The 22,736-nt window shown below is 75.0% G+C and carries 21 protein-coding genes and 1 pseudogene; 12 read left to right on the top strand and 10 right to left on the bottom strand.

From position 1 onward, the window contains the following. Positions 1-29 precede the first annotated feature (29 nt). On the bottom strand, positions 30-1,229 hold the full coding sequence (gene dinB / locus EV188_RS16995) for a DNA polymerase IV (RefSeq protein ID WP_208114235.1): 1,200 nt from the start codon (positions 1,227-1,229) through the stop codon (positions 30-32). 132 nt (positions 1,230-1,361) lie between these two features. Here dinB and EV188_RS16990 point away from each other — a divergent pair, with 132 nt between their 5' ends. After that, entirely contained in the window at positions 1,362-1,796 is a 435-nt protein-coding gene (locus tag EV188_RS16990; protein ID WP_133827449.1) for an Hsp20/alpha crystallin family protein, read from the top strand. Positions 1,797-1,916: 120 nt separating this feature from the next. Beyond that, a complete protein-coding gene (locus tag EV188_RS16985; RefSeq protein WP_133827448.1) occupies positions 1,917-2,300 on the top strand; it encodes a MerR family transcriptional regulator in 384 nt (127 codons plus the stop codon). 7 nt (positions 2,301-2,307) lie between these two features. Here the strand turns inward: EV188_RS16985 and EV188_RS16980 are convergent, their stop codons facing one another. Then, positions 2,308-2,721: a PPOX class F420-dependent oxidoreductase gene (locus tag EV188_RS16980; protein WP_208114234.1), complete on the bottom strand. Its 414-nt coding sequence runs from the start codon at positions 2,719-2,721 to the stop codon at positions 2,308-2,310. 56 nt (positions 2,722-2,777) lie between these two features. On the opposite strand from EV188_RS16980, the gene EV188_RS16975 reads away from it, so the two are divergent. The 5 genes from EV188_RS16975 to EV188_RS16955 all read left to right on the top strand — a co-directional run bounded on the left by EV188_RS16975 (position 2,778) and on the right by EV188_RS16955 (position 6,750). Next, positions 2,778-3,866, top strand: a complete 1,089-nt coding sequence (locus EV188_RS16975; protein WP_133827447.1) for a patatin-like phospholipase family protein — start codon at positions 2,778-2,780, stop codon at positions 3,864-3,866. 64 nt (positions 3,867-3,930) lie between these two features. Then, the gene (locus EV188_RS16970; RefSeq protein ID WP_133827446.1) at positions 3,931-5,481 is read left to right on the top strand and encodes an IucA/IucC family protein; all 1,551 of its coding nucleotides are present in this window, start codon (positions 3,931-3,933) and stop codon (positions 5,479-5,481) included. After that, a complete protein-coding gene (locus tag EV188_RS16965; protein WP_133827445.1) occupies positions 5,478-5,786 on the top strand; it encodes a Dabb family protein in 309 nt (102 codons plus the stop codon). Before EV188_RS16970 ends, EV188_RS16965 begins: the two co-directional genes overlap by 4 nt. Positions 5,787-5,811: 25 nt before the next feature. Further along, positions 5,812-6,255, top strand: a complete 444-nt coding sequence (locus tag EV188_RS16960; RefSeq protein WP_133827444.1) for a universal stress protein — start codon at positions 5,812-5,814, stop codon at positions 6,253-6,255. Between the two features lie 87 nt (positions 6,256-6,342). Then, a complete protein-coding gene (locus EV188_RS16955) occupies positions 6,343-6,750 on the top strand; it encodes a hypothetical protein (RefSeq protein ID WP_133827443.1) in 408 nt (135 codons plus the stop codon). Between the two features lie 10 nt (positions 6,751-6,760). Here the strand turns inward: EV188_RS16955 and budC are convergent, their stop codons facing one another. Then, a complete protein-coding gene (gene budC / locus EV188_RS16950) occupies positions 6,761-7,534 on the bottom strand; it encodes a meso-2,3-butanediol dehydrogenase (RefSeq protein WP_133827442.1) in 774 nt (257 codons plus the stop codon). Positions 7,535-7,657: 123 nt separating this feature from the next. Between budC and EV188_RS16945 the strand changes: the two genes are divergently transcribed. Together EV188_RS16945 and EV188_RS16940 are read left to right on the top strand one after the other, a co-directional pair. Further along, complete coding sequence (locus EV188_RS16945; RefSeq protein WP_243741764.1) at positions 7,658-8,236, top strand: PadR family transcriptional regulator; 579 nt, start codon at positions 7,658-7,660, stop codon at positions 8,234-8,236. Then, a complete protein-coding gene (locus tag EV188_RS16940; RefSeq protein WP_243741763.1) occupies positions 8,233-9,480 on the top strand; it encodes a cytochrome P450 in 1,248 nt (415 codons plus the stop codon). Before EV188_RS16945 ends, EV188_RS16940 begins: the two co-directional genes overlap by 4 nt. On the opposite strand, the gene EV188_RS16935 is transcribed toward EV188_RS16940, so the two are convergent. The 4 genes from EV188_RS16935 to EV188_RS16920 all read right to left on the bottom strand — a co-directional run bounded on the left by EV188_RS16935 (position 9,477) and on the right by EV188_RS16920 (position 17,547). Further along, on the bottom strand, positions 9,477-10,232 hold the full coding sequence (locus EV188_RS16935; RefSeq protein ID WP_133827440.1) for an ANTAR domain-containing protein: 756 nt from the start codon (positions 10,230-10,232) through the stop codon (positions 9,477-9,479). The genes EV188_RS16940 and EV188_RS16935 overlap by 4 nt on opposite strands. 121 nt (positions 10,233-10,353) lie before the next feature. Further along, a complete protein-coding gene (locus EV188_RS16930; protein ID WP_133827439.1) occupies positions 10,354-12,015 on the bottom strand; it encodes an acetolactate synthase large subunit in 1,662 nt (553 codons plus the stop codon). A gap of 145 nt (positions 12,016-12,160) precedes the next feature. Beyond that, complete coding sequence (locus EV188_RS16925) at positions 12,161-15,175, bottom strand: heparin lyase I family protein (RefSeq protein ID WP_133827438.1); 3,015 nt, start codon at positions 15,173-15,175, stop codon at positions 12,161-12,163. Positions 15,176-15,459: 284 nt separating this feature from the next. Continuing rightward, positions 15,460-17,547 carry a S9 family peptidase gene (locus EV188_RS16920; RefSeq protein WP_133827437.1) on the bottom strand — a complete coding sequence of 696 codons (2,088 nt, stop codon included), beginning with the start codon at positions 17,545-17,547 and terminating at the stop codon, positions 15,460-15,462. Positions 17,548-17,606: 59 nt separating this feature from the next. Between EV188_RS16920 and EV188_RS16915 the strand changes: the two genes are divergently transcribed. Continuing rightward, positions 17,607-18,632 carry a tryptophan--tRNA ligase gene (locus EV188_RS16915; RefSeq protein ID WP_133827436.1) on the top strand — a complete coding sequence of 342 codons (1,026 nt, stop codon included), beginning with the start codon at positions 17,607-17,609 and terminating at the stop codon, positions 18,630-18,632. On the opposite strand, the gene EV188_RS16910 is transcribed toward EV188_RS16915, so the two are convergent. Both EV188_RS16910 and EV188_RS16905 read right to left on the bottom strand, forming a co-directional pair. Beyond that, on the bottom strand, positions 18,629-18,916 hold the full coding sequence (locus tag EV188_RS16910; RefSeq protein ID WP_133827435.1) for a hypothetical protein: 288 nt from the start codon (positions 18,914-18,916) through the stop codon (positions 18,629-18,631). The genes EV188_RS16915 and EV188_RS16910 overlap by 4 nt on opposite strands. Positions 18,917-19,152: 236 nt before the next feature. Further along, complete coding sequence (locus tag EV188_RS16905) at positions 19,153-19,587, bottom strand: HIT family protein (RefSeq protein ID WP_133827434.1); 435 nt, start codon at positions 19,585-19,587, stop codon at positions 19,153-19,155. A 59-nt stretch (positions 19,588-19,646) separates the two neighbouring features. Between EV188_RS16905 and EV188_RS16900 the strand changes: the two genes are divergently transcribed. Both EV188_RS16900 and EV188_RS16895 read left to right on the top strand, forming a co-directional pair. Continuing rightward, entirely contained in the window at positions 19,647-20,369 is a 723-nt protein-coding gene (locus EV188_RS16900; RefSeq protein WP_133827433.1) for a type 1 glutamine amidotransferase, read from the top strand. After that, entirely contained in the window at positions 20,366-21,280 is a 915-nt protein-coding gene (locus tag EV188_RS16895; RefSeq protein WP_243741762.1) for a TIGR03854 family LLM class F420-dependent oxidoreductase, read from the top strand. Before EV188_RS16900 ends, EV188_RS16895 begins: the two co-directional genes overlap by 4 nt. 6 nt (positions 21,281-21,286) lie before the next feature. Here EV188_RS16895 and EV188_RS16890 read toward each other — a convergent pair. After that, positions 21,287-22,736 (bottom strand): annotated as a pseudogene (locus EV188_RS16890) (HNH endonuclease signature motif containing protein); the annotation flags it as partial.

The following is a 22,736-nucleotide window of genomic DNA, read 5'->3' as shown; positions in this document are numbered from 1 at the left end:
ATGCGCGGTGACGCGGACAGCAACGGTCCTCAATCCGGCAACATCGGCATCTCCAGCCCCTGGTCGCGCCCCAGCAGCGTCGCGCGGGTGACCGCGGAGAGGCCGTAGCGCTCGCGGACCTCGTCGACGGCGGTGTCGAGCTGGATCGGGTGGGTCTCGCCGGCGAACGGCAGCTCGAGCTGGCTGCCGCCCGCGTCGTCGAGGTTGCCGACGTTGACGCCGAGCATCGTCAGCCCGCGCTCGTACATCAGCGGCGCGGCCGCCTCGGCCAGCATCCGGATCGCCGCCATGATCGCGTCGGTCTCGGCGGTCGCCCGGGCGAGCGTGTGCGAGCGGGTGGCCCGGCTGAAGTCGCCGAAGCGCAGCCGCAGCGTCACCGTCCGCCCGGTGCGCCCGGCCCGGCGCATCCGGCGGGCGACGCGGTCGACCAGGCCCATGAGCACCGCGTCGACGCGCTCGGGCGGGATCGGCCGGTTGCCCACCGCGCGCTGGGCGCCGATCGAGCGCCGGCGGCGCCCGACCTGCACGCGGCGGGGATCGCGCCCGTGGGCCAGGGCGTCGAGGTGGCGCCCGGCGGCCTTCCCGAGCAGCGACTCGAGGCCGGGCGCGCCCATCGCCGCGAGGTCGCCGACCGTCCGGATGCCCTGCGCGTGCAGCTTGCGGGAGGTCACCTCGCCGACGCCCCACAGCACCTCGACCGGCAGCGGGTGCAGGAACTCCAGCTCACCGCCGGGCTCGACGACGAGCAGCCCGTCCGGCTTGGCGACGCGGCTCGCGACCTTGGCCAGGAACTTGGTGCCCGCCACCCCGACGGTGATCGGCAGCCCGACGTCGTCGGCGACCTCGCGCCGCAGCCGCGCCGCGATCTCCGCGGGCGGGCCGGCGATGCGCCGCAGGCCCCCGACGTCGAGGAACGCCTCGTCGATCGAGATCGGCTCGACCAGCGGGGTCACCGAGCCGAACACCGAGAAGACCGCGCGGCTGGCGCCGCTGTAGGCCTCCATGCGCGGGGACACGACGATCGCGTCCGGGCACAGGGCGCGGGCCATCCGCCCGCCCATCGCCGTGCGCACCCCGCGGGCCTTGGCCTCGTAGCTGCAGGCGAGCACCACGCCGCCGCCGACGATCACGGGTCGCCCGCGCAGCGCCGGGTCGTCGCGCTGCTCGACCGAGGCGTAGAAGGCGTCGAGATCCGCGTGCAGGATCGTCGGCTCGCCGGACACGAACACACGTTCGCATGCCTGGCCGACGTCCGGGAATTCCTCGAGCCACCCCTTGCAGGAACCTGTAGCTCTAGCTATAACTATGTGCACCGGAGCCAGCAAGAACGCAGTGCGCCGAACGGAAGGAGCTGACCGATCGTGCTGCTGAACTACGACCCCTTCGACACGTTCCGTGCTCTCGAGCGTCTCACCGGCACCTCTCGCCACCAGGCGGTGAGCGGCATGCCGATGGACGTGTACCGAGCGGGCGAGCACTTCGTCGCCTCGTTCGACCTCCCCGGCGTCGACCCCGGCTCGATCGACGTGTCCGTGGAGGGCAACGCCCTGACCGTCACCGCGGCGCGCACCGCACCCAGCGGCGACGGCGACTACCTGGTGGCCGAGCGTCCGCGCGGTCGCTACAGCCGCCAGCTCATGCTCGGACGCGATCTCGACACCGATCACCTGCACGCGTCGTACACCGACGGCGTGCTGACCCTGACGATCCCGGTGGCAGAGAAGGCGAAGCCCCGGCGCGTCGAGATCGAGCACGCGTCCAGCACGACCAGCATCGAGGAGGCGCCGACGTCCTGACCCCCGTCACGCACGACCCCACGACCATCACCGAGACGTGAGCACCCGCCGGGCCGGCCCCGGCGGGTGCTCACGCGTGCTTCCCGACCACGAGCTTCCCGACCCACGAGAGGAGGACCCATGGGCGTCGAACGCCTCGACGACCACGACTACCCGTCGCTGACCATCGGTCAGGCGGCGGAGCTCATCGGCGTCGCGCCCGCCTTCCTGCGCAGCCTCGACGCCGCCGACCTGCTGCACCCCCACCGCTCCGAGGGTGGGCAGCGGCGCTACTCACGCCGCCAGGTCGACTTCGCCGCGCGCGTCCGCGAGCTCTCCGACGAGGGCAACACCATCGCCGGCGCGGCGTCGATCCTCACCCTGCGCGGAGACCTCGCCGACGCCCAGCGCGACCTGCGCACCGCCCGCGCCGAGCGCGACGAGGCCCGCTCCGAACGCGACGAGGCCCGCGCCGACCTCGCGCAGGCGCACGACGACCTGGACCGCCTGCGCGCCGACGACTGACGCCGGCTCAGTCCCGCAGCCGCAGGATGATCCGCTCGCCGGGCGCGCGTCCGAGCAGCGCCGCGACGCGGCCGGCGAGCGCCATGAGGTCGATCGCCCGGAACTTCCACCCGTACTTGGCCGCGAGTGCCCGCCGCGGCCCCTCCTGCGCCGCCCGGTCCGCGACGACCTCCGCGCGGCCCTGCGCGCTCGGCGCGTCGGGCGCCACCGTGCCGCGCTGGTCGCACGGACGCAGGAGGACGCGCGGGTCGCGGCGGATGCGCTTGACCTTCCCGCTGGTCGCGGACGTGATGACGACGAGCGAGTCGCCGTCGCGGGCCGCCCACACCGCGGTCGGCACCGGCTCGCCGGTGCGGCGGTAGGTCGTCAGGGACAGGAAGTCCGCGTCGCCGAGGGCGGTCACGGCCGTGGGCGCGCTCACGCGTTCACCCCACCACGGTGACGGTGACGCTGCGCGTCGGGGGGAACATGACGTCCATGGCCACCACGACCACGGCCACCGCCGCCTCCGGCCGGACCACCCCCGGCCGCCGCCCGCGCACCCGGCCGGCCGACCTCGTCCTGGAGGGCGGCGGGGTCAAGGGCATCGGGCTCGCCGGCGCCGTCGCGGCGATGACCGACCGGGGCTGGACGCCGCACCGCATCTCGGGCACCTCGGCGGGCGCGCTCGTCGGGGCGATGGCCGCCGCGGGCGCCGCCGGCGAGCAGCTCGGGGACATCACGGCGCGGCTGAACTTCCGCGAGGTCGCCGACCGCAGCGGGATCGGGCGCCTGCCGCTGGCCGGTCCGGCGCTCGCGTTCCTCGGCGGGCAGGGCCTCTACCAGGGCGAATGGCTGCACACCTGGGTCGCCGAGGAGCTCGCCGCGCTCGGCGTCCACACCTTCGGCGACCTGCGCATCGACGACGACTCCCTGCCGCGCGACCAGCGCTACCGGCTGGTCGTGACGTGCTCGGACCTCACGCTCGGCCAGCTCGTGCGCCTGCCCTGGGACTATCGCGCGGTGTACGGGCTCGACCCCGACACGCAGCCGGTGGCCGACGCCGTCCGCGCGTCGATGGCCATCCCGTTCCTGTTCAAGCCGACCACGCTGACCAACCCGCGCACGGGCCTGACCTCCACGCTCGTCGACGGCGGGCTGCTGTCCAACTTCCCCATCGACTCGCTCGACCGCACCGACGGCCGCGAGCCCGGCTGGCCGACGTTCGGGGTCACGATCACGACCGCGCCCAAGCCCGGCATCGGCGACCGCGTCGCGCTGTTCCACTCGCGGTGGTTCGACATCCCGCAGCCGGCGCCGCTGCGGCTGCTCGAGCAGCTGATCACCACGATGCTGCTGGGCCGGGACCAGGCCGTCATGAACCAGCCGTGGGTCGCCGCGCGCACCATCCACGTCGACGCCGGCGCCGTGGGCCTGCTCGACTTCGGGATCAGCCCGGAGCGCGCCCGCGCGCTCTACGACAGCGGCTACGCGCAGGCCGCCGAGTTCCTCGAGCACTTCGACTGGCGCCGGTACAAGCGCCGCTTCCGGCGCGACTCGAGCGACGCCGTCAGCGGGGCAGGGTGAGCAGCTGCTCGGTGACGCCGCCGACGCCGCCCTCGACGAGGTGCACCAGGCAGACTGGCCCCCGATGAGCACCCCCGGCGCACGGGCCCGCGCCGAGAGCGCGGCGCGGGAACGGCTCGTGGCGTCGCTGCTGCGCGAGCTCCACCCGCCCGCGGTCCGCGTCGGCGACACCCTGGTGCTGACGCTCCCGGCCGGTGAGCTCGCCGTGGGCGTCGCGTCCTGGTCGCCGACGGGGCACCACCGTCTGACCGGCGAGGTCACCCTCGACGGGCGGCCCGCGACGCACGACGAGGTCGTCGCCGCGGTGCTCGAGACCGTCTCCGGGGGCGAGCCGCCGGGACACCTCGCCGCGCTGGTCGCCAACAGCGTCGACCGCACGACCCGCTACCTGGACGCGCCGCCGCGCGGCACCGGCGACCCGACCCGCGACGCCGAGCAGTCGCTGCTCCTCGGGCACCCGTTCCACCCCACCCCGAAGAGCGCCGAGGGCATCGACGACGCCGACCTCGCCGCCTGGATGCCCGAGCTGGGCGCGAGCTTCGTCCTGCACCACCTCGCGGTGCGGCCCGACCTGGTCCTCGCCGGCGGGGCGCCGCCGGAGCCGCCGCCCGCGGTCGCCGCGCGCCTGCCCGAGGGCTGGACCGCGCTGCCCGTGCACCCGTTCCAGGCCGGGGTGCTCGCCCGCGACCCCACGCTCGCGCTGCTCGAGGCCGAGGGCGGCATCCGGTGGCTCGGCCCGCTCGGCGACCCGGTGTGGCCGACGTCGTCGGTGCGCACGGTCGTCGACACCGTCACCGGCGCGATGGGGAAGCTCCCGCTGCGCGCCCGTCTCACCCACTTCGTGCGCACGACGCCGGTCGAGCACGCCCGCCGGGCGATCGACGCGGCCACCGTCGTGGCCGGGATCGGCACACTGCCGCCGGGCTTCGGGGTGATCGCGGACCGCGGGTTCGTGACGCTCGACCCGGCGGTCGGGGGCGAGCGCCTGGCCGCCGACCTGACCGTCATCTCCCGCTCGCCGTTCCCGCCCGGCGGGCCCCGCGTGCTGGCGGCCCTGCTCGAGGACGGGCCGCATGGCGAGGAGCCGCCGCTGGTGGCCGAGGTGCGGTCCGCCGGCGACGTCCACGCGTGGCTGCGCCGCTGGCTCGCGGTGTCGCTGGTGCCGATGCTGCAGGTGTACGAGACCGCGGGCCTGGGGTTCGAGGCCCATCCGCAGAACACGCTGGTGGCCACCGACGCCGACGGCTGGCCGGTGGCCTGCTGGGTGCGCGACCTCGAGGGCGCCCACGTCCGCCGCGACCGCGTCCCCGAGGGCCTCGCCCAGGACTCGCCGCTGGTCTACTCCCCCGCGGAGGCGTGGCAGCGCCTGCGCTACCACGTCGTGGTCAACCACGTCGCCCTGCTCGTCGCCGTCCTCGGGCGCCACACCGTCGGCGAGGAGGCGTTGTGGGCGACGGTCGCGGACGTCCTGGCGGGGCTCGGCGGTCCCTGGGCCGGGGACCTGCTGACCAGCCCGACGCTGCCCGCCAAGGCGCACCTGCGCAGCTGGGCGGCCAGCCGCGGGGAGGACCCGGTCTACGTCGACCTGCCCAACCCGATCAGGATGGCCCCATGACCTTCACCCACGTCGTCACGTTCACCTGGACCGGCGACGCGGCGGACGACCCCGCCGTCGTCGACGGGATCGCCGAGAGCCTGCGCCGCTGGATCGCCGACGCCGACCTGCCGGGTCTGCGGTCGTGGTCGTGCGGGCGCGACGCGGGGCTGACGGGCAACAACGCCGACTTCGCGGTCGTCGCCGTGTTCGACGACGTCGACGCCTACGCCGTGTACCGCGACGACCCCGAGCACCGGCGGATCATCGACGAGCAGATCGCGCACCGTGTGGGGCAGCGCACGGCCGTGCAGTTCGCGGGCTGATCGCCGCAGGCGCACGATCGGGGTCATGACGGGCTTCGAGCTCGGGACCGACGGCCCCGGCACCATCCTGGTCGGGGTCGACGGGTCGATCACGTCGCTGCGCGCGGGCGCGTGGGCCGCGGGGGTCGCACGCCGCCAGCACGCCCACCTGCTGGTGGCGACGGTCGCGACGACGTCCTCGCTCGCGGCGATGGCCCCCGGCGCGCTCGCGGTGCTCAGCGACACCGCCCAGCAGCTCGCCGCCGAGGTGCAGGGCGAGGCCAAGCGGTACCTGGAGGACCTCGCGCTGACCGGCGAGCTCGTGCGGGTCGCGGGCGACCCCTACACCGAGATCGTGCGCCTGGCCGACGAGCGCCGGGTCGACCTCGTCGTGGTCGGCGCCTCGACCAGCGCCGGTCACCGCATCGTCGGATCGCTGGCGGGCCGACTCGTGCGCGCCGGGAAGTGGCCGGTGACGGTCGTTCCGTGACGAATCACCCATCCGTACCAGCGGAGGGGTTGCCGCTTCACCTACAGTGAATCGGGTCACCAGCCCTGCCCTGCCCCCGAGGTCGCCGTGACCACCCGCTTGACGCCCGCCAGCCCCACCCATCTCGCGCCGTCCTACGCGACGCCGGCCTGGCTGCTGCGGGGTCTCACCAACGAGCCCGGCGTGCTCAGCCTCTACGCGGGGCGGCTGCGGCTGACGACCAGCGCGGGCGTCGTGTTCGACGCGCCGCTCGGGGCGGTCGAGCGCCTGGCCTTCCCCTGGTACCACGGGGCGAGCGGGCTGCGGATCACCGTCGGCGGGCGCCGCCACCGGGTCACGCTGACCCGCCCGAAGGGGGCCGCGTTCCCGGCGACGCGCCTGCTCGACGCCTCGCGCTCCGAGCCGGGCGTCGAGCGCAGCTCCGGGGTCACCGTGCACACGGTGCTCCAGGGCCGCGGCGCCGGACGCGTCTGGCGCACCCTGCTCGACGCCTGATCGCCCCTGGTCAGCTCATGTTCGGCTGACCGTTCGAGGCGCCGAGACCCCCGTCGACGGGGATGTGCGCGCCGTTGACGAAGCGCGCGTCGTGGCTCGCGAGGAACGCGATGACGTCGGCGACCTCGGCGGGCTCGGCCGGCCGCCCCATCGGGATGCGCTGGCGGAACGAGGCCATGGTGTCGTCGTCCGAGCGCGGGCCCTCCGACATCTCGGTGACGGTGAGGCTCGGGTGCACGGCGTTGACGCGCACACCCTCGCCGCCGTGGTCGAGCGCCATGGCGTTGGTCAGGTTGGTGACCGCGCCCTTCGCGGCGTTGTAGGCCGCCATCGACCAGTCGCCGCCGAGCCCGGAGACCGAACCGACGTTGACGATGCTGCCGCCGGCCTCGCGCAGGGCGGGCATGGCCGCTCGCGAGGCGAAGAAGACGCCGTCGACGTCGGTCGCCATGACGCGGCGCCACGCGTCGGCGTCGAGGTCCTCGACGGTGCCCGGCTCGGCGACCGCGGCGTTGTTGACCAGCGTGTCGAGCCGGCCGTGCTCGTCGACCACCTCGGTGACCAGCTGTGACACCGCCTGCTCGTCCGACGTGTCGGCGACGCGGGCGATCAGCGTGGCGCCCGCGGGCGCGTCGGCGACGACCTTGTCGAGCTTCTCCTGCGTGCGTCCCGTGATCACGACGGTGGCGCCCTCGGCGCCGAACCGGTGGGCGGTGGCGGCGCCGATGCCCGACCCGCCGCCGGTGACGATCACGACCTTGCCCTGCGAGCGACCCTCGGCCACGTGACCTCCTCAGATGTCTGGACACGTCCGGCTACCCACGCGCCTCGTCGTCACCCGTGGTGTCGAGAAGGTCACCTCGGGTGGCGAGACACGTGTACCTAGGTCACGCTGACCTATGTGTGGGTGGACGTGCTTCTGCTGAGCCAGCTCGCCCGGCAGCCGTCGCACGGCTACGAGCTGCGGCGGCGCGTCGAGGCGGCCACGGGCATCAAGCTGCACAACAACTCGCTCTACCCGGCGCTGCGGCGCTTCGGGGAGGCCGGCGCGGTCACCCGCACGCTCGAGCCGCAGGAGGGCCGCCCGCCACGGCACGTCTACACGCTCACCGACGTCGGCCGCGAGCTGCTCCACGACCAGCTGGCCGACCTCCCCGAGGAGCTCGCGGGCGACGAGGCCGAGTTCCTGGCCCGCCTCGCCGGTTTCGGGCGGCTCTCGCCCGACGAGCGCCGCGGCGTCCTCGCGGCCCGCGGCCGGGTGCTCGCGGAGCGGCGCACGCGGCTCGCGGGGCTGGCCGAGGCGGCCGCGCCCAGCACTCCCGAGGCACCCCACGACCCCTGGGCCGCCCTCGTCCTCGACGAGGTCCTGCGGCGCATCCGCGAGGAGCAGGGCTGGCTCGACCGGCTCGCCGCGCGCACCGACGACCCCACCGACAGCCCCATCGACAGCCCCACCACCGAAGGCCCGAGCGAGGAGACGACGTGACCACCACCATCACGAGCTCGACCGCGCACGACGACGCCCCGGACCTGCCGCAGCTGCCGTTCCCGCGCGAGGGCGTGCTGGCGATCTCCCCGCTCTACGACCGCCTGCGCGCGGCCGGGCCGATCACCCGCGTGCGGACCCCCGCCGGTGACGTGGTGTGGCTGGTGACGCGCTACGAGGAGGCCAAGGCGCTCTTCGCCGACCGCCGCCTCGGCCGCTCCCACCCGAAGCCGGAGGAGGCCGCGCGGGTCTCGGACGCCGGCGTGATGGCCGGGCCGAGCGGCGACCACGAGCACGAGGACGCCGACCACTCGAGCATGCGGCGCCTGCTCACGCCCGCCTTCTCGGCGAAGCGGATGCGCCGCCTGCACGACCGGGTCGCCGAGCTCGCCGAGGGCCTGGTCGACGGCCTCTCCCCCGACGAGCACGGTGTCGTCGACCTGCACGCCGGGTTCTCCGTGCCGCTGCCGATCTTCGTGATCTGCGAGCTGCTCGGGGTGCCGGTGGAGGACCGCGTCTACTTCAAGGACCTCTCCGAGCGCATGGCCACGCTGACCGGCGACGACCCGGCCGTCGCGCGCGAGGAGTTCGAGCGCTACACCGCCGGTCTCGCCGAGGCCAAGCGCGCCGAGCCCGGCGAGGACGTCATCTCCGACCTCGTCGCCGCCCAGGAGCACGACCCGCGCCTCACCGACGCGCGGCTCGCGGAGCTGACGGTCGGCCTGCTGTTCGCCGGCCACGAGACGACGGTCAACCGGCTCTCGCTGGGCGTCGTGCTGCTCCTGGTCAACCCGGAGGTGCGCGACCGGCTCGTCGCCGACCCGGCGGGCTCGGTCGACGCGGTCGTCGAGGAGGTCCTGCGCCTCGCCGAGCCCGGCGGGATGGGCCTGCTGCGGTACGCGCACGAGGACGTCGTCGTCGGGGAGGGCGCCGAGGAGGTCACCATCGCCCGCGGCGACGGCGTCGTCATCGTCACCAGCGCGGCCAACCGCGACGAGGGCGCCTTCGACGCGGCCGGCGCGTTCGACCCCGACCGCACCCCGAACCCGCACCTGTCCTTCGGCCACGGGCCGCACTTCTGCATCGGGGCGAGCCTCGCCCGCACCGAGCTGCGGATCGGCCTGACGACGCTGTTCACGCGGCTGCCGGACCTGGCGCTCGCGGTCGACCCCGCCTCGCTGACCCTGCACACCGAGCGCCTCACCGGCGGGCTGGACACGCTCCCGGTGCGGGTGTCCGGCTAGAGCTCCTCGCGGCGGGTCACCAGCGTCACGGCCACGTCGCGGAGCTTGACGTTGAGGTCCTGCGAGGTCCGCCGCAGGACGTCGAACGCCTCGTCGGCGGTCAGGCCACGGCGCTCCATGAGCACACCCTTGGCCTGGCCGATGACGTCGCGGCTCCGCAGCGCGTCGAGCAGCTGCGACTCACGCAGCTCGGACGCCGTGGTCGCCTGGACCGCGTTGATCGCCGTCGCGGCGTGGGCGGCGAGGACGAGCGCGAGGTCGCGGTCGACGGCGTCGAGCCCGTCGGACGACCACGAGTAGAAGTTCAGGGCGCCGAAGCGGGGCGGCTCGCCGCCCGGGAACATGCCGGTGGCGAGCACCGCGCCGAGCTCGAGGTCCGCGGCGGCGCGGGCGCCGAACGTCGGCCACGTCGTGTCCGGGCCGGTGAGGCGGTCCATGGCCGCCCCGACGCCGGTGCGGTGCATGGCGGTGTGGCTCGGGCCGTCGCCCACCTCGTCCTGCAGGGCGTCGGCCTTCTGCGCGACGGGGTGGCTCGCGGCCACCGTGTCGAGGCGGCCGTCGGGGTTGCGCAGCACGACGGAGACGACGTCGGCACCCGGCACGATCGCGCGGGCGGCCTCGATGACGCGCTCGACGACCCCCACCACCCCGCGCTCCTGGGGCACGCTGAACAGCGCATCGGCGAGGGCGACGAAGGCGTCGGCGACCCCGCCGTCGATCTCGCCGCTCTCCGACGTGCTGCCGACGGTCATCGTGGTGCACCTTCGCGTCAGGGACAGGACCCGCGAGGGATTATCCGTGACCCGCCGAGGTGCGTTACGTGCAGGGCCGCGTCGAGCAGGGGATCGCGGGGTGCGTCACACCCCGCTGCGCTCATCGGGCGATCAGCTGCCCCAGACGCTTCGTCAGCTTGACGTTCTCGCGGTAGTCGACGGGCACCACGATGACCGAGGGCTTGTCGCGCCGGTCGAACGCCTCCTTGAGGGCGGGGCGGAACTCGTCGGCCGACTCGATGCGCCGGGCGTGGCAGCCGAGGCCCTGGGACACCGCGACCAGGTCGGGCGTCGTGAACTCGGTGCCGAAGTGGTGCCCGAACTCGACCTCCTGCTTCCAGGAGATGAGGCCGTAGTCGTTGTCCTCCCAGACCACGTTCACCGGGGCGACGCCCAGGCGCGTGGCGGTGGCGAGCTCGGCCATGTTCATCATGAAGCCGCCGTCGCCGGAGAGCGCCACGACGCGGCGCTCGGGCTCCACCAGCGCGGCGGAGACGCCGCCGGGGACGGCGATCCCCATCGAGCAGAAGCCGTTGGAGATGATGCAGGAGTTCGGCGAGTACGTCGGGTAGTGGCGCGCGACCCACATCTTGTGGGCCCCGACGTCGCTGATGAGGATGTCCTCGTCGTCCATCTCGGCGCGCAGCTCGGCGAGGATGCGCTGCGGCTTCATCGGGAAGTCGCCGGTCTCGGACTCCGCCGACGCGCCCGCCTCGGTGATCTCCTCGGTGAGCGACTCGCGCACCCGGTGGTGCAGGTGGACGTCCTCGTAGTGGTGCTCCTCGGTGAGGCCCTCGTTGATCGCCCAGAGGGCGGCCGCGACGTCGCCGACGATCTCGACGGTGGGCCGGTAGGCGTCGTCGACCTCGGCCGGGTCGAAGTCGATGTGCAGCAGGCGCTTGGTGCGGCCGATGTTCCAGCGCGCGGGCGGCCACTCGACCATGTCGTAGCCGACGGCGATGACGAGGTCGGCGGCCTCGAAGACCTCGGTGACGTAGTCGCGCGAGCCCAGGCCCACGGCGTAGAGGCTGCGCTCGTGGCGGTCGGACAGCGCGCCCTTGCCCATGAACGTCATGCCGGCGTAGATGCCGGTGGACTCGACGAAGCGCTGCAGCTGGCGGCTGACGCGCGTGCGCACGCAGCCCTGGCCCACGAGCAGGACCGGGCGCTCGGCGCGGGCGATGAGGTCGAGGGCCGCCTCGATGGACTTCTCGTCGGGGACCGGGCGGCGCACCTTCTCCGGCGGCACGATCGGCGCGGCCTCGACCTCGTGCTTGGCGATGTCCTCGGGCAGCTCGACGTGCGTCGCGCCCGGCTTCTCCGCCACGGCCAGCTTGAACGCCTTGCGCAGGACCTCGGGGATCGTCGACTCGTCGCGCAGCGAGGTCGTCCACTTCGTGATCGGCGAGAACATGTTGACCACGTTCATCGCCTGGTGCGACTCCTTGTGCAGGCGCGTCGTCGCGCCCTGCCCGGTGATCGCCACGACCGGGGAGTTGTCCATGTTCGCGTTGGCGACGCCGGTGACGAGGTTCGCCGCGCCCGGCCCGAGCGTCGACAGGCACACGCCCGGCGTGCCGGTGAGCCGCCCGTAGACGTCGGCCATGAACGCCGCGCCCGCCTCGTGGTGGGTGGGGACGAAGCGCACCGACGACTCGCGCATCGACATGAGGAGGTCGGCGTTCTCCTCACCCGGGACCCCGAAGACGTACTGGACGCCTTCCGCCTCGAGACACCGCAGGAACAGGTCGCTCGCCCTCATGTGTCGGTCCCACTCCTCGAGATCGGCGCGCCGTGTGACCAGGGTCTGATGCCCATGAGGGCGGTCGGGCACACCCCGGACGGCTCGGGAGGACGGTTTCGGACATCACGGGCGGCTCACGTTCCTCGTCGGACCAGGTCCTGCGTCAGCGTTGCCGGACGCGCGTGCTGGTCCCGATGCCGCCGCCGGTGTTGGAGGCGTCGGTGCCGCCGCCGGTCAGACCACGCGGCGCTCCCGTGTTCTCGGCGGTGGCGCTGACCTGCCCGGCGCCGGCCAGGTCGGACACCGACTCGAGGGAGTCACCGATCTTGAGGTCGTTGAGGAAGAGCGTCGCCGGCTCGGCGGGGCCGTCGGTGTGTCGGTAGATGCCGGTCTTCAGGTAGTCGAACGAGTCGATCATCGTGCCGCGCGGTGGGCGGAAGTCCTGCAGGACCTGCTGGCCGTCGCGGTACACGCTGACCGAGCCGCCGCCGATCTCGAACGCGATGTCCATCTGCACCGCCAGGTTCTGCCCGGCCCGGACGGGGCCGAGGTCGCGGACGCGGTCGCCGACGTTGGCCAGCCAGAGGCGACCCTCGACGACCTCGAGCGCCACCGGCGGCGAGGTGTTGCTGCCGCCGTCGTGGAGCTGCCAGATGACCTGCCAGTCCCGCGTGTCGACCGGGAAGTCTTCGGGGAGGAAGGCGCTGTAGCCGAAGTACAGGCGCTGGCCCTCGCGGATGTTCTGGGCCTCCTCCGGGCGCACCTCGGAGCGCTTGGCGCCCCCGGGCACCTCGAGCTTGACCACCTGGCGCCCGGGCACGTTCGGGCTCTCGACCTCCTCGGGGTTTCGCCCGCCGCCCTCGACGTTGCCGCCGGTGGAGTCCTGGAAGCCGGTGAGCCCGGACGTCAGCGCCCAGAGGGCGCCGGTGTCGCGGCCGGTGGAGGTGGTGCCGGTGCTCGTGCCGGTGTCCTCGTCGGCGCTGGTGCGCGGGACCGTGGTGCTGGTGTCGTCGGCGCAGGCGGGGCTGCTGGGATTCTCTATGCCGTAGGTGCTGCCGCCGGTGGACGGGGCTGTGGTCGTCGTCCGCGACCCGGAGCCGCCGGCGCTCCCGGTGTCACCGGGCGTGCAGGTGGTGCCGGTGTCCGAGTCGCCGGTCGGCGGCGTCGTGGAGCGGGGTCGGGAGCCGGAGCCGGTGCCCGAGCTCGCGTCCGGCGGTGTCGTCGAGCGTGGCTGCGAACCCGCACCCGTGTCCGGCGGCGTCGTCGAGCGTGGCTGCGAACCCGACCCTGTCCCCGACCCCGTCTCCGGCGGCGTCGTCGAGCGTGGCTGCGACCCCGTTCCGGACCCACCGGAAGGTGGTGTCGTCGAGCGTGGCTGCGACCCCGACTCGGTGTCGGCGTCGCCGTTCGGTGGTGTCGTCGCGCGCGTCCCGTACCCGGAGCCGGTGCCGCCGGTCCCGGTCGAGCCGCCGGAGCCGGGCGCGGTCGTGGTCGCCGGCGCGCCGGTGCCGGAGCTGCCCGGTGGTGTCGCCGCTCCGGGTTCGTCCTCCGAGCCGGTGCTCCCGGTCCCGGTCGAGGCGCCGGGCTCGTCGGGGTACTCGCCGCCCGGCGGGTTCTGGCCGGTGCCCGTGCCCGAGCCGGGTAGCTGAGTGCTGCCCGGGAGCTCCGACCCGCCCGGGGCGGACCTTTCGGGAGCCGTCGTGCGCGGTGCGGCGCCACCCGGCGCGGCCGTCTCGTACCCGGATGCGTCCGGCGCGGTCGTCTCGTACTCCGACCCACCCGGCACCGATGCCTCCGGCGCGGCGGTCCCGGGCGTCGTCGTCGCCGGGGCAGCGCCGCCGGCGGTGCCGCCGTCCGGCGCCGTCGTCTCGTACTCCGACCCACCCGGCACCGACGCCTCCGGCGCGGCAGTCCCGGGCGCCGTCGTCCCCGGGGCAGCGCCGCCGGTGGTGGTGCCGCCGTCCGGCGCGGCGGTCTCGTACCCCGACCCGCCCGGCGCCGCCGTCTCCGGCGCCGCCGACGAGGTCGCGGGCGCGCCGGCGGGGTTCGCGGCGGGTCCGGTGGACGCCGCCGGGAGCGAGGTGATCAGACGGCCGAGGGACTCGGACGCCCAGCGCGTGGCCGGGGTGTTCGGGGCGACCTCGAGCTGGTCGTACCCCGCGTGGGCCGGGGAGGCGACGGCCTCCTCGAGCGCGGGCGGCGTGGCGCCCGGCGCAGTGGCGCACACGGGGTCGTCGGGGGCGCAGACCTGGATGGTGCGCGACGCGAGCGAGCCGAACCCGCCCTGGCGCACCGGCAGGACGCCGCGGCCGGTGACCCCGTCGGGGACCGTGCGGACGTCCGGGTCGCGGGCGGGGTCGCCGAAGAGGCCCACGGCGAGGACGCGGTCGGCGGGGACGCCGGCCTCCTGACCAGCGCCGATGCGGGCGGCGGCGTCACCGGCGACCTGCGCGCCCTGGGAGTAGCCGAACAGCATGACCCGGCTGCCGGGGCACCCGGCGAGCTGCGTGCCGACCTGCTCGGTGAGCGCGGTGACGGCCTGCTGCTCGCCGGCACCGACCTCGGGTCCGGGCACCGCGACGACCGCGAGCCGCTGCCCGACCCGCTGGACCAGGGGGTCGGTGAGCGCGCCGAGGGTCTCGCCGCCGCCCGCGCCGCTGCCGTTGACGGAGAACAGGGTGACGTCGCGGCACTCGGCGGGCGCCGTGTCGTCCGGGGCCGCCACCGTCACGACGCCCGTGCCCACGGCGCCGACCATCAGCGTCGCGGCCACCGCGGCCGTGAAGGCGAGGAGCCCGATCGGGCGGCGGCGGGGCCGCTCCGCGACGCCGGCCAGCACCGGAGCCCGTCGCGAGCGGCGCCGTGCCGGCTTCTCCCAGCCGCTGGACGCGCGTGGCGCCCGGCCGTCGTCGACCTCGCCGTCGGGATGGACGACGAGCGGCCACGTGCTCCAGGGGCTCGCCATCTCGACGCGCACCGGCCGCCCGAGCCGCGCCGCGCGGCTCGCGGCGTAGGCCAGGCCCTCGCGATGGGGGTCGACGCCGCGCCCGATCGCGACCGCGGCACCGTCGACGTGCAACGGCACGCGCCCGGGCGTGCGGTCGACCCGCAGGCGCACCACGGGCGACGCGGGCACCGACCGACCGAACCGGTCGACCACCCGCTCCGTGGCGCTCACACGCCCCCGCCCCGCACCGACCGACCCATCCCTCGCCCTCCACCGCCGGGCCCGGCCGTGACCGGGGCGGGGCGGGCCCGGCCGGGTCTCGGGAACTCGGCGCGGGTCGCCCTCGCCGCGCCAGCTTCGGCGAGCGCCGGGCGGCGTGGGTGCGGTTTGCGAGAACCCGTCGAACTCTTCCCGATCGCAAACGCGCCCGGCGTGTCGCGCGATCGAGGATGTGGCGATCCTGGCCTTGAGTGCCAGCGAAGCCGCATCGCTGGCACACCCCGGGCCCCGCCGAGCTACCCCAGGGCGTCGCGCAGGAAGGCCACCTGCAGGAGCAGGAGGTTCTCGGCGACGACCTCCTGCGGGGTCATGTGCGTGACGCCCGAGAGCGGCAGGACGGTGTGCGGGTGGCCCGCCGCGAGCAGGGACGACGAGAGCCGGAGGGTGTGGGCGGCGACGACGTTGTCGTCGGCGAGGCCGTGCACGAGCATCAGCGGCCGGGCCGGTGCCTGTGCACCCGGGTCCTCGGTGATCGACGAGCGCGCGTACGCCTCCGGGTACGCGTCGGGGTGGCCGAGGTAGCGCTCGGTGTAGTGGGTGTCGTAGAGGCGCCAGTCGGTCACCGGCGCGCCCGCCACCGCGGCGTGGAAGACGTCGGGGCGGCGCAGCACCGCGAGCGCCGCGAGGTAGCCGCCGAACGACCAGCCGCGGATGCCGACGCGGTCCAGGTCCAGGTCGCCGACCTGCTCCGCGGCGGCGTGCAGGGCCGCGACCTGGTCGTCGAGCACCGGCCCGGCCAGGTCGCCCCACACCGCCCGCTCGTACGCCGGCCCCTTGCCCGGCGTACCGCGGCCGTCGGCGACGACGACCGCGAAGCCCTGGTCGGCGAACCACTGCGAGGTCAGGAACATCGCCCGCGTCCCGAGGACCCGCTGCGCGTGCGGGCCGCCGTAGGGGTCGAGCAGGACCGGGAGCCGGCGCGAGCCCGGCACGTGCCCGGTCGGGAGCACCACGGCGACCGACGGTCCGCCCCGGTCGGTCGCGACCCGTCGGACCGCGGGCTGCAGCCCCGGGGACTCCGCGTGGGAGGTCACGCCGACAGTCCGACCGTCGCCGCGGAGCACCCAGGTGCGCACGCCGTCGTTGTCGAGGTCGCCGCCGGCGAGCACCGTCACCCCGCCCGCGCGCCGTCCCGCCCACACCCCGTACTGCGGGCCGAGGCGCGAGGCTCCCCCGTGGCGCGACCAGGCCCACAGGGTCACGTCCTCGGGTCGTTCGGACGCGGTGAACAGCACGGTGTCGCCGTCGACGTCGGCCACCGAGCGCACCTGCAGGCCCAGCGGGGTGACGACCTCGTCGCCGACCAGCAGCCGGCGCGTGTCGTCGCGGTCGGCGCAGCGCACCAGCGCGCCGTCGCCGAGGTGGGCGGGCACGCCGGGGACGAGGTCGACCCACACGTCGTCGACGTCGCTGACCAGCACCTCGGACCCGCCGGTGTCCGGGTCGGTACGGCGGTGGTCCACCCGGCGCTGGTCTCGCGAGGACACGGTGACCAGCAGGTCGTGGGTGTCCCAGGCGACGGCGGTGAGGTACTCGGTGCCCTCGCCGAGGTCGACGGGGACGCGGGTGCCGTCGAGGTCGACCAGCCAGAGCGTCACGTCGGCGTTCGCGGTGCCGGCGGCCGGGTAGGCGGTCTCGACAGGGGTGCGGTCGGGGTGCGCCGGGTCGGCGATCCACCAGCGCGTCACCGGGGCGTCGTCGACGCGGGCGACGGCGAGCTGCGAGCCGTCGGGCGACCACCAGTACCCGCGGTAGCGGTTCATCTCCTCGGCGGCGACGAACTCGGCGAGCCCCCAGGTCACGCCCGGCCCGTCGTCGTCGTCCGGACCGGCGAGCACGTGCGTCGTGCCCGTCGACAGCTCGTGGACGTGCAGGGTGCCGTCGCGGACGAACGCGACGCGGGCGCCGGTCGGGTCGGGCCGCGGGTCGACGACCGGGCCGTCCACCGGCAGCGGCGCGGGCTGCGCACCGGGGACGAGATCGACGGTGAACGCGCGCCCGGACAGCACGAACACCGCGAGCCGGGCCGCCGCGTCGAGGGCGTACTCGACGACCCCGCCGGACTGCTCGCGCACCCGCTCGCGGCGGGCGCGCTCCTCGGGCGGCAGGTCCTCCTCGCCGGGGACGTCGAGCGTGAGGGGGTCGACGAGCAGGTGCTCCTCCCCGCTCGCGACGTCGAGCAGCCACAGGCAGGTGACCGGGTCGTCGCCCGCGCGGCTGCGCAGCAGGACGACCCGGGCGCCGTCCGGCGAGACCGTCGGTCGCCGCGGTGCGCCGAGGGTGAACCGGCGGGTGGCGGCCTGGCGGCGGGGGAAACTCGACACGGCGGCAGTGTGCCGGACGAGAGAAGACGCTGGACCGCGGCGGATAGGCTCGGCATGTGGTGGAGACGGAGCGACGCAAGATCGCCTTGACCGGGATCAAGCCCAGCGGCGAACCGCACCTGGGCAACTTCGTGGGCGCGATCCGGCCCGCGCTCGAGCTCGCGCGGACGGCGGAGTTCGAGTCGCGGTACTTCATCGCCGACCAGCACGCGCTGACGGGCACGCCCGCGGCCGGCGACATCGCGGCCTGGACCCGCTCGGTCGCCGCGACGTGGATCGCCGCCGGCCTCGACACCGAGCGCACCGTCTTCTACAAGCAGTCCGACGTGCCCGAGACGTTCGAGCTGACGTGGATCCTCTCCTGCGTCACCGGCAAGGGCCTCATGAACCGCGCCCACGCCTACAAGGCGGCCCGCGACCGCAACGTCGCCGCCGGTGAGGACCCGGACGCCGGCGTCAACATGGGGCTCTACGAGTACCCGGTGCTCATGGCCGCGGACATCCTGATCATGGAGTCCGACCTCGTGCCGGTGGGCCGCGACCAGCTGCAGCACGTCGAGATCGCCGCCGACGTCGCGGGCAGCTTCAACCACCGCTACGGCGAGGGCTACCGCCTGCGCATCCCCGAGGCCGTCGTGCCGCCCGAGACGACCGGCCACACGCTGCCGGGGCTCGACGGCCGCAAGATGAGCAAGTCGTACGACAACTACATCCCGCTCTTCCTGCCCGCGCCGAAGCTCAAGAAGCTGGTCCGCCGCATCCCGACGGACTCGACGCCGGTCGAGGCCCCGAAGGACCCGGACTCGTCGGCGGTGTTCCAGATCCTCGCGCAGTTCGCCGAGCCGGACGTCGTGGCCGACACCCGCAAGCGGCTCGAGGCCGGCGGCGTGGGCTGGGGCGACCTGAAGAACCAGCTCGCCGACGTGCTCGAGACCCAGCTGGGTCCGCTGCGCGCCCGCTACGAGGAGCTCGTCGCGCCCGGCAGCGAGCTGGACGCGATCCTCGCCCGCGGCGGGGAGATCGCCCGCGAGCAGGCCGCGCGGACGCTGCGCGGGGTGCGGCGCGCGGTGGGCGTCGAGGTCTAGCGGGAGCTCGTCGCCCGGTCGCCGGCGTGCTGACGCTGCGCCGGCAGCCCCTCGACCACGGTGTCCCAGCCGGCCCGGCGACCCAGCTCGTCCGGGGTCTCCGGGACCTCGGGCAGGTCGCCGAGCCACAGCCGTAGCGGGCCGGTGTCGAGGGGCCGCAGCGCGCCCTCGGGGTCGGTGGCCTCCGCGCGGCGCCGCAGCCAGGTCCCCAGCGCCAGCGCGGTGACGACCGACGCGACGCACCAGCCGACCACCAGCACAGCGACCCACATGAGGACCGGCACGAGCACCTCCGTCGTCGGGGAGCGGGCGCGGTGACCGAGCGTGCCCGGGAGCCCACCGCGTGCGTTGCCCTGAGGATGACATCTCGGACGGAGCGGCGGGATCGCTCTCACTCGATCGGACGTCGCGAGTTCGACCACTCGGCGCGCCACACCGACCACCGACGGGCGCACAACCGCCGTTCGTCGCGAGCCATACTCCGTTCGCCGCACATCCAGGGGCTCGACTGAACGCCTTCTCAGGTAGCGTCCAGCGCAGCGGCGATACGCCCGGCGACCGCAGCCGACTCGTCCGGAGAGCCGTACGGGTGGCGGGGTCCGAGGAAGAAGCGCAGGCCGTCCTTCGGTCGCCGCGGGATGACGTGCAGGTGCAGGTGGGGCACCGACTGACTGATCACGTTGTTGATCATGATGAGCGAGCCGGGCGCCTCCATCGCCGTCTCGACCGCCCGCTCGAGGCGCTGGGCGAGCGCGAAGAACCCGGGCAGCTCGTCGGCCGGCAGGTCGGCCAGTGTCGTCACGTGGGTGCGCGGGACGAGGAGCACGTGCCCGTGGAACACCGGGGACGTGTCGAGGAAGGCCATCGTCGACGGGCCGTCGTGCACGACGTCGGCCGGACCGTCGCCGGCGATCACCGCGCAGAAGGCGCAGGGCTTGGTCTTGCGCGGGGGCACGCACGGAGCGTGTCACGGCCCGCGGGACGCATCGGCGAGGGCCGTGCGTTGGAACGGACATGGGTGCACCGAGGATGCTGGTGATCGGCCACGACGTCTCCCTCGAGACCGCGCTCGTGCAGGCCGGGACGCTGGTGGGCTGGGCGGCCGAGCACGGGGTCGAGATCGTGCCGGGCGTCGCCGGGGAGGGGCTGCCCGCTCCGGAGACGCTGGACGCCGTCGCCGTGCTCGGCTCGGCACAGGGCGCGTGGGACGACGACGTGCCGTGGCTCGCCGACGAGATCGCCTACCTGCACGGGGCGGTCGACGCGGGCGTGCCGCTGCTCGGGTTCTGCTTCGGCGGGCAGCTGCTGGCTCGGGTGCTCGGCGGGGTGGCCCACGCCGCCGACGGCCGCCACGAGAACGGCTGGCGCGAGATCACCACGGCAGCGCCCGAGATCGTCTCGCCGGGTCCGTGGATGGAGTTCCACTTCGACACGTTCACGCCGCCGCCGCAGGCCGAGGTGCTCGCGACCTCCGAGCGCTGCACCCAGGCGTTCCGGCTCGGCGCGCACCTCGGGGTGCAGTTCCACCCCGAGATCACGCCCGCCGAGCTCGAGACGTGGATCGCCCGCTGGACGGGCACGCCGCTGGAGGCCCGGCTGCCAGAGGTCGGCGTCGACCAGGACGCGCTGCGCGCCGAGACCGCCGAGCGCGCCGAGGAGTCCCGGGCGGCGAGCTGGGTGCTCTTCGACGCGTTCGCCGAGCGCGCCGGCCTCGTCCGCGATGTCATGGTGCGGTGACGGCAGACCCCATGAAGGTCCGCATCGGGATCGGCGCCGGCCCGTCGCGACACGATCCGGCGGCGGCGACCCTGGAGCTCGTCGACGGCTGCGAGGCCCGCGGGATCGACTCGGTGTGGTTCCCCGACCGCATCGCCGCGCCCGCCGTCGAGCCGCTGGTGGCGATGGGCTGGGCCGTCGGGCGAACGTCGTCGCTCAAGGTCGGCAGCGGCGTGATCGTCCTGCCCGGGCGCAACCCGGCGGTCGTCGCGGCGCAGCTCGCCTCGCTGGCGGCGCTCGCCCCGAAGCGCATCCTGCCGGTGTTCGGGCTGCGGCCCGCCACGGCGGCGGAGCGCACCGCCTACCCCGTGCCGGGCCCGCGGGCGGAGGTCTTCGAGGAGGCCCTGACGGTGGTGCGGCGCCTGCTCACCGAGGAGTCGGTGACCTTCCACGGCGCGTTCTTCACCCTCGACGACGCCGTCGTCGAGCCGCGGCCGCAGCGCCCGCTCGACCTCTGGCTCGGCGGGCTGGTGCCGGCGGCGCTGCGCCGGGTGGGGCGGCTCGCCGACGGCTGGCTCGCCTCGTTCGTCACCCCCGCCGAGGCCGGCGCCGCCCGCGCCACGATCGCCGCCGCGGCCGACGAGGCCGGCCGCGAGGTCGAGGAGGACCACTACGGCACCAACCTCCTCGTCCTGCCGCCCGGCACCTCGGACGAGGACAAGGAGCGCGCCCGGGCGTCCTCGGCCCACCGGCGCCCCGACCTCGACACCCCCGACCTCGTCGCCGACGGCTGGGACGACGCCCGCGAGCGGGTGCGGCGGTTCGTGGACGAGGGGATCACGAAGTTCGTCGTGCGCCCGGCCGTGGCGCCGGCGTCGTGGCCTGGGTTCCTCGACGAGTTCGCCGAGCACCTCGTCCCGCTCGAGAGCTGATCGGTCTCAGAAGGGCGGCGGGTCGTCCGGGTCGAAAGACGATGCCGGTGCCGGTGTCACGGCCGGCGCGGTGCGGCGGGTGCCGAACTTGGCGGCGAACGCGGCGGCGAACTTCTCGCGCCAGCCGGGTTCGTCGGGGTCGTCGTCGCCGGGTGCGGTGTCGGGTCGGCCGTCGTGGGGCAGGGGTCGGGGTCCGGGGGCGGGTCGGGGTCCGGGCAGTGGTCGGAGGATCTGCGGCGGGCTGGTGGTGTGGGTGACCCCGGCGCGGGTGCGGATGACGAACCAGCCGGGCAGGGGTTGGCGCACCCGCCAGCCGGCGAGGTGTTTGGCGCGGTGGTCATGGGTGCACCAGGTCCCGAGGTTCCACGACAGCGAGGGCCCGCCGTAGGCGTGCTCGCGGGTGTGGTCGATCTCGGCGCGGTGCGCGCGGCTACGGCACCAGGGCGCGACACAGGCCCGGTCGCGGGCCCGGATCCAGCGTTCGGTCTCGGCGCCGGCGCGGCGCCGGGTCCACTGGTCCGGGCCGTGATCGGCGTCGGGTGGGCGCCCGAGGGTCCCGTCGGCGGTGAGCTGGGTGAGGCGTTGCTGGAGCTCGACCAGCAACGGCGCCCATCCGGGGTGGTCGGTGGGGTCGAGGGCGGCGAGCAGTGTCGTCGGAACCTGGAGTTCGACGATCGCGCCGGTCCGGGTCGCGCCCGGTGCCCGCCCCCGCGCCCGATGTCGGCCGCGGGGGCTGGGTGGTCGGTCGGGTCGGCGGCGGGCGAGCAGGACGTGGTGCAGATGCCCGCCGGGGTCGACGAGCACGACGCGCCACTCGCCGTGGTGGCGGGCGGCGATCAGTTGGCGGGCCACGAGCGCGGAGACCGCGCCGTAGCCGGGGACGGTGCCGGGATGCTGGTCCAGGCCGAGCGCGGTCGACAGCCGGAGCCGGACCTCGACGGTGCCGTGGCGTAGCCGCCCGTCCCTCGCCTGGGGCTCGAGCGCCGGCAGCGGCACGTCGGAGAGGCTGGGGAGGCTGGGGAGGCCGAGCAGGTCGAGGGCGCCCTGCTCGGCCGGCGACCGAGGTGCCGGCAGCGACGGCCCGACCTCGCCGGCACACGACCCGTCGCCGGGACCCTCGTCGTCGGGCTCCTCGTCGTCCGGCCTGCTGTCGTTCGGCCCGCTGTCGTTCGGCCCGCTGTCGTCCGGTCCGCTGTCGTTCGGTCCGCTGTCGTTCGGTCCGCTGTCGTTCGGCCCGCTGTCGTTCGGCCCGCTGTCGTCCGGCCCGCTGTCGTTCGGCCCGCTGTCGTCCGGCCCGCTGTCGTCCGGCCCGCTGTCGTCCGGCCCGCCGTCGTCCGGCCCGCCGTCGTCCGGCCCGCCGTCGTCCGGCCCGCCGTCGTCCGGCCCGCCGTCGTCCGGCCCGCCGTCGTCCGGCCCGCCGTCGTCCGGCCCGCCGTCGTCCGGCCCGCCGTCGTCC

Origin of the sequence: Actinomycetospora succinea, assembly GCF_004363095.1 — a bacterium.
In the GTDB taxonomy this organism is placed as follows: domain Bacteria; phylum Actinomycetota; class Actinomycetes; order Mycobacteriales; family Pseudonocardiaceae; genus Actinomycetospora; species Actinomycetospora succinea.
Note: the sequence above shows the minus strand (reverse complement) of the source record. Positions and strands in the feature narration are given on the sequence as shown.

What these genes read in the sequence shown, in the direction of transcription:
- EV188_RS16975 (WP_133827447.1), top strand. Translation starts at nt 2,778, where the DNA reads ATGGCCACCACGACCACGGCCACCGCCGCCTCCGGCCGGACCACCCCC.
- EV188_RS16960 (WP_133827444.1), top strand. Translation starts at nt 5,812, where the DNA reads ATGACGGGCTTCGAGCTCGGGACCGACGGCCCCGGCACCATCCTGGTC.
- EV188_RS16900 (WP_133827433.1), top strand. Translation starts at nt 19,647, where the DNA reads ATGGGTGCACCGAGGATGCTGGTGATCGGCCACGACGTCTCCCTCGAG.
- EV188_RS16930 (WP_133827439.1), bottom strand. Translation starts at nt 12,015, where the DNA reads ATGAGGGCGAGCGACCTGTTCCTGCGGTGTCTCGAGGCGGAAGGCGTC.
- EV188_RS16970 (WP_133827446.1), top strand. Translation starts at nt 3,931, where the DNA reads ATGAGCACCCCCGGCGCACGGGCCCGCGCCGAGAGCGCGGCGCGGGAA.
- EV188_RS16985 (WP_133827448.1), top strand. Translation starts at nt 1,917, where the DNA reads ATGGGCGTCGAACGCCTCGACGACCACGACTACCCGTCGCTGACCATC.
- EV188_RS16965 (WP_133827445.1), top strand. Translation starts at nt 5,478, where the DNA reads ATGACCTTCACCCACGTCGTCACGTTCACCTGGACCGGCGACGCGGCG.
- EV188_RS16935 (WP_133827440.1), bottom strand. Translation starts at nt 10,232, where the DNA reads ATGACCGTCGGCAGCACGTCGGAGAGCGGCGAGATCGACGGCGGGGTC.